At 71.4% G+C, this 8895-nt stretch carries 9 protein-coding genes; 8 read left to right on the forward strand and 1 reads right to left on the reverse strand.

Going from position 1 to position 8895, the window contains the following annotated elements; all coding sequences use genetic code 11:
* Window positions 1–904 (forward strand): LVIVD repeat-containing protein (locus D471_RS0105905; protein ID WP_017597772.1); only part of this gene is annotated, 904 nt, incomplete at its 5' end.
* Window positions 905–1008: 104 nt separating this feature from the next.
* Here the strand turns inward: D471_RS0105905 and D471_RS0105910 are convergent.
* Complete coding sequence (locus D471_RS0105910; RefSeq protein WP_017597773.1) at window positions 1009–2265, reverse strand: folylpolyglutamate synthase/dihydrofolate synthase family protein; 1257 nt, start codon at window positions 2263–2265, stop codon at window positions 1009–1011.
* Between the two features lie 112 nt (window positions 2266–2377).
* On the opposite strand from D471_RS0105910, the gene D471_RS0105915 reads away from it, so the two are divergent.
* The 7 genes from D471_RS0105915 to D471_RS0105945 form a co-directional block, all read left to right on the forward strand.
* On the forward strand, window positions 2378–3730 hold the full coding sequence (locus D471_RS0105915) for a bifunctional folylpolyglutamate synthase/dihydrofolate synthase (RefSeq protein ID WP_017597774.1): 1353 nt from the start codon (window positions 2378–2380) through the stop codon (window positions 3728–3730).
* Between the two features lie 30 nt (window positions 3731–3760).
* Window positions 3761–4153: a DUF4233 domain-containing protein gene (locus D471_RS0105920; protein WP_017597775.1), complete on the forward strand. Its 393-nt coding sequence runs from the start codon at window positions 3761–3763 to the stop codon at window positions 4151–4153.
* Between the two features lie 184 nt (window positions 4154–4337).
* Entirely contained in the window at window positions 4338–4745 is a 408-nt protein-coding gene (gene ndk / locus D471_RS0105925) for a nucleoside-diphosphate kinase (RefSeq protein ID WP_017597776.1), read from the forward strand.
* A 367-nt stretch (window positions 4746–5112) separates the two neighbouring features.
* Entirely contained in the window at window positions 5113–6147 is a 1035-nt protein-coding gene (locus D471_RS0105930) for a rod shape-determining protein (RefSeq protein ID WP_026127449.1), read from the forward strand.
* A gap of 1 nt (window position 6148) precedes the next feature.
* Complete coding sequence (gene mreC, locus D471_RS0105935; protein ID WP_017597778.1) at window positions 6149–7048, forward strand: rod shape-determining protein MreC; 900 nt, start codon at window positions 6149–6151, stop codon at window positions 7046–7048.
* Window positions 7045–7605 carry a rod shape-determining protein MreD gene (gene mreD, locus D471_RS0105940; protein WP_017597779.1) on the forward strand — a complete coding sequence of 187 codons (561 nt, stop codon included), beginning with the start codon at window positions 7045–7047 and terminating at the stop codon, window positions 7603–7605. The genes mreC and mreD overlap by 4 nt, the downstream gene beginning before the upstream one ends.
* A 4-nt stretch (window positions 7606–7609) precedes the next feature.
* On the forward strand, window positions 7610–8895 hold a 1286-nt coding region (locus D471_RS0105945), incomplete at its 3' end, for a peptidoglycan D,D-transpeptidase FtsI family protein (protein ID WP_040688541.1).

Below are 8895 nucleotides of genomic sequence, written 5' to 3' on the forward strand. Positions count from 1 at the left end.
CCTCGTGCCCAGCGAGGACGGCGGGAGCGACATCATCTACGTGTCCTCCTACTCGCCCTCCGACGCCTTCCCGAACTGCCAGACCCCGCACGACAAGATCACCGTCATCGAGGTGCCGCACGACGCACCCGAGGAGGCGGCGATCGTCAACGAGCCGGTCCTGTTCCCGGAGGGCGGCAACCACGACCAGGACGGTCTGCTGCTGCCGACCCAGGGCTGCCACGACATCACCGTGTACCCGGCCAAGGACATCGCGGCCGGCGCGTGCATGGGTGACGGCATCCTGATGGACATCTCCGACCCGGTCAACCCCGTGGTCACGGAGGTCGTCCGCGACGAGAACTTCGCGTTCTGGCACTCGGCGACCTTCACCAACAGCGGCGACACGGTGGTGTTCACCGACGAGCTCGGCGGTGGCGGCGCCCCCACCTGTACCGAGGAGATCGGCGGTGACCGCGGCGCGGACGCCGTCTACACGATCGGGGGCGATGACGACGAGCCCACCCTGGAGTTCGCCAGCTACTTCAAGATCGAGCGCCACCAGGGCGACCAGGTGTGCGTGGCGCACAACGGTTCGCTGATCCCCGTGCCGGGCCGCGACTACTTCGTGCAGTCCTGGTACCAGGGCGGTGTGTCGGTGATCGACTTCAACGACCCGGACGAACCGCGTGAGATCGGCTACTTCGACATGGACTCCCGCGTCGAGGACGGCGTCCAGGACAACGACACCTGGTCGACGTACTACTACAACGGCTACGTGTACTCCTCCGACATCGTGCGGGGCCTCGACGTCCTGCGCCTGGAGGACCCGAGGCTGCGCGCGGCCGAGCGCGTCGTGATGGACGAGTTCAACCCGCAGTCCCAGCCGGTCTACCGGCCGGGGCGGGGCCACGGACGCGACTGACCGGCCGTCCGAACACGGTCCGAAGCGAAGCGGAGGACCAGAGCAAGCACGGTGAGGGGCCGGGGACCGCGTGTCCCCGGCCCCGCCGCCTCCTCCGGGCGCCCTCAGTCCAGCGGGTCGAACAGCCGGTCGGTGGGCGCGTCCACGGCCTCCAGGACCCGGCCGGTGAAGTACACCGTGCCCATCGCCAGCAGGCGGTCGCCCAGGGCCGCGACCGTGCCGGGGGACAACTCCTCAGCCCGCATCGTCCGCCAGTGCGGAGGTAGGGCGTGCTCGAACCGCAGGTGGGTCTCGGGCAGGACCACCGTCGTGACCGGGACGTCCCCCAGCGCCGCGACCGCACCGGACACGTCCTTGTGGTCGGGCAGGCAGAGCAGGACGTGGTCGACCCCACCCCACAGGGTGCGGGCGTGCGCGAGCGCCGCCGCGACCCCCTCCCCGTTGATCGCCGAGTCCACCACGATCTCGGCCGACCCGGAACCGGGCACCCGGTGCCGGGACAGGCGCGCGGGCAGCCGGACCGTGCCCAGCACTTCGCGCAGTCGCTCGCGCGGGGGGCGCGGACGCCCCAGGACGTCCAGCATCCGCAGCGCGGCCGCCGTTCCCAGAACCCCCGAGGCCGCCGACAGCCCGGCCGGGCGCAGTTCCACCGGGGGCTCGACGCCCTCCGCGCCGGGATCCACGATCTCGGCCACGACCCGGCCGCCGGTCGCCTCCACCAGGGCGTCCGCCACCGCGTCGGTCACCTCGGCGGTCTGGGGCAGGCTCACCAGCGCGCGGGTGCGGTCCCCGGCGACCCGGGCCTTCTCCCCGGCGATCTCGGGGACGGTGTCACCCAACACCCCCAGGTGTTCGCCGAACACCTTGCCCAGGGCCACGACGTCCGGCCCGATCACGCGCAGCTCGTCGCGGTACCCTCCCGCACCCGCCTCCAGGACGCACACGTCCGCGCCGACCTCCCGCGCCCGCAGCAGCGCGGCGATGAGGAACAGCCCGCTCGGCGCCAGGTGCCCGCCGGTCGCCTCCACCGGGGGGAGGGTCAGCCTGGCGGACTCGACGCGGGCCCCCAACGCGTCCAGTTCCGCGTTGGTGAGGGACACCCCGTCGACCCGCACCCGCTCGCGGTAGGAGCGGAAACTCGGGCCGGTGCACAGGACCGTGCGCAGACCAGCGGCCGACAGCGCGGCCGAGGCGTAGGTCGCGGTGCTGCCCTTGCCCTTGGATCCGACCACACCGAGGACCGGCACCGCCGCCGGATCCAGGTCCAGGGCCGCCATGAGCAGTCGTGCGCGCTCGCGGCTGCGGGTCTGTCCGGGGCGCTTGCGGGCCCACTCGGTGAAGAAGGGGTCAAGGGTTCGCATGTTCTCAGTATGCTTTGCGTCGAACGGGTTAGTGATTGCCCTACTCGGGGGATGACATGCGGCTTCAGACGCGTAAACTGACCGGCGTGTACATCCCGACCACCGAGACGCCGTGACCGGCGCGAGCGCCGCTGGGCGCTACGCCGAGGTGACCGCCGAGATCATGGGCCGCACGCCCGAGTCCGAGATCGACCCTCGGCTCGACCGGATCCGCACCCTGCTGGACCTGCTGGGTGATCCGCAGCGCGGCTTCCGGGTCATCCACGTGACCGGTACCAACGGCAAGACGTCCACCGCCCGCATGATCGACGCGCTCATGCGCGCCCGTGGCCTGCGTGTGGGCCGCTACACCAGCCCCCACCTGCGCACGGTGCGCGAACGCATCGTCGTGGACGGGGAGCCCGTCTCGCAGGAGCGGTTCGTCGAGGCCTACGACGACATCCGTCCCTACGTGGACATGGCGGACGGGATGAACGACGCGCCCCTGTCCTTCTTCGAGCTGCTCACCGCCATGGCCTACGCGGTCTTCGCCGACACCCCGGTGGACGTGGCCGTGGTCGAGGTCGGGATGGGCGGCCGCTGGGACGCGACCAACGTCATCGACGCCGACGTCGCCGTCGTGACACCCATCGGGATCGACCACACGGAGTACCTGCCCGACACGCTGGAGGGCATCGCGGAGGAGAAGTCGGGCATCATCAAGCCCGACTCCATCGCGATCCTCGCCCAGCAGCCGCTGCCCGCCGCCGAGGTCCTCGTCCGCCACGCCGCCGAGGTCGGCGCTCGTGTGGCCCGCGAGGGCCTGGAGTTCGGTGTCACCGCCCGCGACGTGGCGGTCGGTGGACAACAGGTCGCGGTCAAGGGTCTGACCGGTGGCTACGAACAGCTCTTCCTACCTCTCTTCGGCGCCCACCAGGCCGGCAACGCCGCCGTCGCCATCGCCGCCGTGGAGGCTTTCGCCGCCACCGGTGAGGACGCCGGGGGCCTGGACCCCGCGATCGTCGGTGAGGCCCTGTCCGGGGTCGACTCCCCGGGCCGGATGGAGGTCGTGCGCACCAGCCCGACCGTGATCGCCGACGCCGCACACAACCCGGCCGGGATGACCGCGACCGTGACCGCCGTCGAGGAGGCCTTCTCCTTCGCCAAGCTGGTCGGCGTCGTCGCGATCATGGCCGACAAGGACGTGGAGGGGATCCTGGAACCCCTTGAACCACTGCTCGACGAAATCGTCGTCACCCGCAACTCCTCGCCGCGTTCTCTCGAACCGGCGCGGTTGTCCGCTCTCGCACAGCAGATCTTCGGTGAGGACCGCGTACACGTGGCGCCCCGACTCGACGACGCCATCGACCGGGCCGTGGGCCTGGCCGAGGACGGCACCGAGTTCGGTGGAGCCGGTGTCCTGGTCACCGGGTCGGTCGTCACCTCCGGTGACGCCGTGCACCTGCTGCGGGGCGCGGGGGAGTAGCGGCGGACGAATCCACGAAGGGAACCCGCCGTGCGCGTAGTCTGCGCTGTCGTCCTGGCCTTCGAGGTCATCATCCTCGGACTGGCCATACCGGTGGCCATCAACCTCGAAGGCATCGAAACCACCCTGGCCGTGGGCGTCTGGGGAGGGTTGGCCGTCGCCGCCCTCGTGCTCAGCGCCCTCCAGCGGTACACCTGGGCCCACTACGCCGCCTGGGCCCTCCAGGCGGCCATGCTGTGCAGTGCGTTCCTGGTGTCGGGGATGCTGCTGATCTCGGTCGTGTTCGGCTCCCTGTGGGTGGTCGGCGTGATCATGGGCCGCAGGGTCGACGAGGCGCGCGCGGCCCACGAGGCGCGCGCCGAGGCCGAGGAGGGCGACGAGAACGAGCTGGAGGAGGCCCAAGCGGCCAGCGGCACCACCTAGGACGGTCTGACGCGGTAGTGTGGCGCGGGTCCGGGCCTGTGGCCGGTCCCTTCCCGGGGGGTGTCCCCGATCGAGGCCGTGCCTCCCGTGACACCCACCCACCCCGTTCTCCGCGTGCGGCCGTCGCCGTGGGCGTGCGCCCACCGTGCCACGCGGATTCTCTAGCAGAGGAGTTGTACCGCCCGTGGAGCGCACTCTCGTTCTCATCAAGCCGGACGGCGTTCGCCGCAACATCGTCGGCGAGGTCATCTCGCGCATCGAGCGCAAGGGCCTGAAGCTGGTCGCCATGGAGCTGCGCACGCTGGACGTCCCGACCGCGAAGACGCACTACGAGGAGCACGCCGAGCGTCCGTTCTTCGACTCCCTGGTCGAGTTCATCACCGGCGGCCCGCTCGTGGCCATGGTGGTCGAGGGCGAGCGCGCGGTCGAGGCCTTCCGCGCCCTGGCCGGCGCCACCGACCCGGTCTCCGCCACCCCCGGCACCATCCGCGGCGACTTCGCCCTGGAGGTCCAGGCCAACATCGTGCACGGCTCGGACTCCACCTACTCCGCCGACCGCGAGATCAAGCTGTTCTTCCCCGACCTGGCCTGATCCAGGTCCTCGCCGAGCGCCCGGCCCGCGTACCTCCGCGGGCCGGGCGCTCGGCGCGTTCGGGCCGATGCGCCCGATCCCCGGCACGGAGGAGCTCGCGTCGATAGGGTCGACGGGCGACACCGCCTTCCGGCCCCGGATCGGAGGCCGTCGGCGGCTCCGGGGCGACGAAGGGGCGGTGGCCGGGAACGGCTGAACCGCCAGGTATATCGGCCTTCGTCCAGGGGCCAGGCAACAATTCGGTGTGTTTGCGTAACGTCGTAAGTGCGGTCCGTTACGATACGGGTGCTGGATACCGATCGTGCCGGAACGACTACCTATGGTCGCGCCGGTCAACCGCGTCCGACACGGCGCCTGAGGACGTTACATGCCGAACAACCTTGCTTTTCTCGGCCGGGACATGGCCGTCGACCTGGGAACGGCCAACACGCTCGTGTACGTACGCGGGCGCGGCATCGTACTGAACGAGCCGTCGGTCGTCGCCGTGAACACCTCCACGGGCAGGATCGTCGCGGTCGGCATCGAGGCCAAGCAGATGATCGGCCGGACACCGACCAACATCACGGCGATCCGCCCGCTCAAGGACGGGGTCATCGCCGACTTCGAGATCACCGAGCGGATGCTGCGCTACTTCATCCAGAAGATCCACCGGCGCCGCCACTTCGCCAAACCCCGCGTCATCGTCGCCGTCCCCAGCGGGATCACCTCCGTCGAACACCGCGCGGTCAAGGAGGCCGGATACCAGGCGGGCGCTCGCAAGGTCTACATCATCGAGGAGCCCATGGCCGCCGCCATCGGCGCCGGGCTCCCCGTCCACGAACCGACCGGCAACATGGTCGTCGACATCGGCGGCGGAACGACCGAGGTCGCCGTCATCTCCATGGGCGGCATCGTCACCTCCCAGTCCATCCGCGTGGGCGGGGACGAACTCGACCAGGCCATCATGACCTTCGCCAAGAAGGAGTACTCCCTGATGATCGGGGAGCGCACCGCCGAGGAACTCAAGATGGCCATCGGCTCGGCCTACCCCACGGCGGCCGAGGAGCTCCAGGCCGAGGTGCGCGGGCGCGACCTCATCAGCGGACTGCCCAAGACCATCGTCCTGTCCGAGACCGACGTCCGCCAGGCCATCGAGGAACCGGTCACCGCGATCATCGACGCCGTCCGCACCAGCCTCGACAAGTGTCCCCCCGAGCTGTCCGGCGACATCATGGACCGGGGCGTGGCCGTCACCGGCGGTGGTGCCCTGCTCCGCGGACTGGACGACCGCCTACTGCACGAGACCGGCATGCCCATCCACGTCGCCGACAACGCGCTCGACTCCGTGGCCATCGGGTCGGGCACCTGCGTGGAGAACTACGAGCGCCTGCACCAGGTCCTGGTCCCCGAACGGCGGCGGTGACATGTTCCGCGACTCACCCAGGTCCCGGCTCGTCCTCGTCGTCCTCATGGTGGCGGCCGTGGCCCTCCTCGTCCTGGACTCCCGACCCGGCGCGGACCCCGTCACCTCCGTCGGCCGCGCCGCGGGCGAGTACGTCTTCACCCCCGCCGCGGCCGGGGTGGGCTGGGCCGCCGCCCCCGCCGTGTCCCTCTACGACGGTCTGCGCCAAGCCCCGCACGCGGCCGAGCGCATCGCCGAACTGGAGGAGGCCAACGCGGAGCTGGAGGCCCGGCTCCAGGCGGTCGACAACGACGAGGAGCGAGCCGACCAGCTCGACGAACTCCTTCACCTGTCCGGGCTCGGCGGATACGAGATCGTCCCGGCCCAGGCCGTCACCCGCGTCACCGCGCGCGGCCTCGCCCACACGGTGACCCTGGACGTGGGCACCGATTCCGGTGTTCGACCCGACATGACCGTGGTCAACGGCCACGGGCTCGTGGGCCGTGTCGTCGAGGCCGGAGCGAGCACCTCCACGGTCGTCCTGGCCACCGACGTCGCCTCGGCCGTCGGAGCGCGCCTGGAGGACACCCGCAAGATCGGCGTCGTCCGGGGCGGCGCGCTCCCGGGCGGCCCCGACGCCGAGCTCACCCTGGAACTGTTCGACATGGAGGACCCGGTGGAGGCCGGGGACCGCGTCGTCACGCTCGGATCGCACGAGGGCGCGCCCTTCGTGCCCGGTGTCCCCATCGGCACCGTCGAGGAGGTCCAGTCCGCGCCGGGCGCGTTGAGCCGGCTCGCCCGTATCGCCCCCGCCGTCGACTTCGCCTCGCTCGATCTGGTGGGGGTGGTGGTCGCGGGTCCCGCCGAGGATCCGCGCGACTCCGTCCTTCCGCCCCGTTCCGAACCCGAGGGGGACCGATGAGGTCAGCGGCGACCCTGGTCATCGTGGCCGTCGCGGTGCTCGTCCAAGCCACCGCCGTCAACCGGGTCCAGTTCGACTGGGGCCCCGGTCCCGACCTGGTGGTCGCGGCCCTGGTCGCGGTGGCCCTGACCACCACTCCGGCCGTGGCGGCGAGCGCGGGCTTCGCGGCCGGCCTGGCGATGGACCTGCTTCCGCCCGCCGAACACGCCGTGGGCCGCTACGCGCTCGTGTTGTGCGTCGCCGCCTACCTGGTCGCCCTGCTGCGCGCCAACACCGGCTCCCCGGGGGCGGTGGGCGCCCCGCCCTCGGCGTGGACCGGCATCGGGGTCACCGCGGTGACATCGCTGGGCGTGGGCCTGGGGTACGCGGCCGTGGGACTGGTGATGGGCGACCCGCGCGTGTCCCTCGGCGCGACGGCGGTCGCCGTGGGGGTGGGCACGGTCCTGACGACGCTCGTCTCCCCGCTGGTCACGGTGCCCCTGCTGTGGATCCGCAACGCGTTCACCGAGAACGAGTTCGCCACCATCCAGGGACCAACCGGTCTGGGAGGGTGGTGATCCCGTGCGCAGACCACCCGTGGACCCCTCCCTGCCGGGCCGCAAGCTCGGCACGGTGGGCATCGTCCTCGTCCAGGTCCTGGTCGTGGCCCTGTTCGCCCTGCTGGGGGTACGCCTGTGGTATCTCCAGGTGCCGAGGGGGGAGCACTACCGCGAACTCGCCGTCTCCAACCACCACCAGCGGCTCGTCGTCCCCGCCACCCGGGGCCAGATCCTCGACGCCCGGGGCCGCCCCCTGGTGAGCAACCGGACCGAGCTGGTCGTGTCCGCCGACTACCACGAGCTCACCGGCATGGACGACGGCGGCGAGGCCGTCCTGTCCGACCTGGCCGGGGTGCTCGACGTCCCGCTGGAGGAGCTCCGGCAGCGGATGCGCCTGTGCGGCCCCGACGTCCAGCGCCCCTGCTGGCCGGGCTCGCCCTACCAGCCGGTCACCCTGGCGGAGGGGGTCGAGGCGCCCGTCGCGCTGCACATCATGGAGCGGGCCGACGAGTTTCCCGGGATCACGGCCCAGGCCCACGCCCTGCGCGAGTACCCCAACGGCGCGCTCGCCGGACAGGTGCTGGGCTACCTCCAGCCGGTCACCCAGGAGGAGCTGGAGGCCCGCGAGGAGCTGCGCACGCAGTTCACCGGCATCGACCAGGTGGGCCGCGACGGGCTGGAGAAGGTCTACGACACGCGGCTGCGCGGCACCGCCGGCCTGCGCACGCTCGGTGTGAACAACCACGGCCAGGTGATGGAGGTGATCTCCGACCGGCCGCCCGAACCCGGGATGCACCTGGTCACCCACATCGACCTGGAGGTCCAGCGGATCGCGGAGGAGGCCCTCGCCAAGGGGATGGCCGCGGCCAGGCCCCGCTACAAGGCCGACGCCGGCGCCGCCGTCGTCCTGGACGTGCGCACCGGCGGCGTCGTGGCGATGGCCAGCGTGCCGACCTACGACCCCAGCGTCTGGCAGGGCGGGATCGACCAGGAGACCTTCGACGAGATGCTCAGCGAGGAGGCGGGCGAACCCCTGCTCTCCCGGGCGCTCCAGGGCCAGTACCCGCCGGGTTCGACGTTCAAGGTGTCGTCGCTGTCGGCCGCCGCCGAGAGCGGGTACTCGCTGCGCAGCACCTACGCCTGCCCCGGTTCGGTCAACATCGGGGGCCAGAACTTCGCCAACTACGCGGGGCAGGGCCATGGCTCGATCACGCTGCACCGGGCGATCGTGGTCTCCTGCAACACCGTCTTCTACAACTTCGGCTACCAGTTGTGGCTCCGCGACGGCGGACTGCACCCGGAGGGCGA

Source organism: Nocardiopsis lucentensis DSM 44048, assembly GCF_000341125.1.
GTDB lineage: Bacteria > Actinomycetota > Actinomycetes > Streptosporangiales > Streptosporangiaceae > Nocardiopsis > Nocardiopsis lucentensis.